At 70.1% G+C, this 244-nt stretch carries 1 pseudogene; it reads left to right on the forward strand.

What is annotated here, in order from left to right:
• Positions 1-244 (forward strand): annotated as a pseudogene (locus ASD34_RS28120) (D-aminoacylase); the annotation flags it as partial.

The raw sequence follows: 244 nt of genomic DNA on the forward strand, positions 1-244 counted from the left end.
TGCACCGGCCGAGGAAGTCACCGCGCTCGCGCGCGTCGTGGCACGCCACGGCGGCGTCTATGCGACGCACCTGCGCAGCGAGATGCAGCAGATCATCGAAGCGATGCACGAGGCCGGCGACTCGGCGTTCAGCGCGGGCGTGCCGCTGGTCATTTCGCACCACAAGTGCGCCGGCCCCGCCAACTGGGGCCGCACCAAGGAAACGCTGCCGCTGATCGAGGCGCTGTCGCAGCGCCAGCAGATC

This window comes from Variovorax sp. Root473 (assembly GCF_001426505.1).
Lineage (GTDB): Bacteria > Pseudomonadota > Gammaproteobacteria > Burkholderiales > Burkholderiaceae_C > Variovorax.